Below are 1,133 nucleotides of genomic sequence, written 5' to 3'. Positions count from 1 at the left end.
ATGGGATAGGTATAGGCGGTCAGGCAAACGATCGGCGTGCCGCCCTTGCGGTGGCGAATCGCCTCGGCGCTGATGCGAATGTCGGTGGTCGGCAATTCCGTGGCCAATCGTCACCTCCTTGGCCTCAAGCCGGGCTGGATGCAGGCATGGGCGCGCAGAGCTTTAGAAATACCGCAAAGGCTTGGCAAGCGTGCATGCAGCGACCGGGAGGATCACAGGCTTGTGTCGGGCTTCAGGCAAGCCATTTGCGCGCACGCCGTGGCAAAAGCCTTGCCTTCGGCAAGGCCTGACGCCATAAGCAGGAAAACGGGCGCTGCCGGCGCGAGGGTTTTGAAATGAAGACTTTCCTTACGCAGTTTTTCACCTGGTGGAACAGCCAGACGATAGGAACCCGCCTGCACACGTGGCGGTACGGCAAGAAGGTCGGCCAGGACGAGACCGGCAATTTCTATTACGAAGGCGGCATCGATTCGGAAGGCCGCACGCGCCGCTGGGTCATCTACCGCAATTATTCGGAGGCTTCGGCGATACCGCCCGGCTGGCACGGCTGGATGCACCACCGCGTCGACGTCGCGCCGTCCAGCGAGGACTACAAGCCGCGCGATTGGCAAAAGCCGCATCAGCCCAATCTGACCGGCAGCCCGGCGGCCTATCGCCCGAAGGGCTCGGTGCTGACCAATCAGCACCGCCCGCAGGTCACCGGCGACTACGATGCCTGGACACCCGGGTCGTAGGCGACAGGGTGCAAGCCGGTCCTTTATCGCCACAATTGGTGTTTAGCTGCTTGCTGATCAGAAAACGGCGACTAGCCTTGGCGATCGACAGAATCACCCGGGCGCGAACCACCGGTATCTTTGCATGAGCTTTTCTTACTCAATATCGGCCAGTCTGGCGCTAGCCGCCGGTCTTGCCGTCAGCACCGTGGCCTTCGCCGCTTCGCCTGAGCCCGCGGCCCCCGCGCCGGCGCTGCCCGCCGGAGCGGACCGGGTCCCCAATGCCGTTGCCGAGTTTGCCGGTATCGACAAGATTACCGGCCGCATCATCACCTTCGATGTCTATATCGACGAGACGGTGCAGTTCGGCGCTTTGCAGGTGACGCCGCGCGTCTGCTATTCGCGGCCGCAGGCCGAGGC

The 1,133-nt window shown here is 62.9% G+C and carries 2 protein-coding genes and 1 pseudogene; 2 read left to right on the top strand and 1 reads right to left on the bottom strand.

All coding sequences use genetic code 11. The features are described 5' to 3' along the window. Nucleotides 1-107: pseudogene (locus EN906_RS39085) on the bottom strand (3-methyl-2-oxobutanoate hydroxymethyltransferase); the annotation flags it as partial. Between the two features lie 228 nt (nucleotides 108-335). Between EN906_RS39085 and EN906_RS34895 the strand changes: the two are divergent. Next, complete coding sequence (locus EN906_RS34895; protein ID WP_013531353.1) at nucleotides 336-734, top strand: NADH:ubiquinone oxidoreductase subunit NDUFA12; 399 nt, start codon at nucleotides 336-338, stop codon at nucleotides 732-734. A gap of 124 nt (nucleotides 735-858) precedes the next feature. Next, nucleotides 859-1,133 (top strand): DUF2155 domain-containing protein (locus EN906_RS34890; RefSeq protein WP_127375810.1); only part of this gene is annotated, 275 nt, incomplete at its 3' end.

It is taken from the genome of Mesorhizobium sp. M7A.F.Ca.CA.004.06.1.1 (assembly GCF_003999135.1).
GTDB lineage: Bacteria > Pseudomonadota > Alphaproteobacteria > Rhizobiales > Rhizobiaceae > Mesorhizobium.
This window is presented reverse-complemented; position numbering and strand designations above follow the sequence as displayed.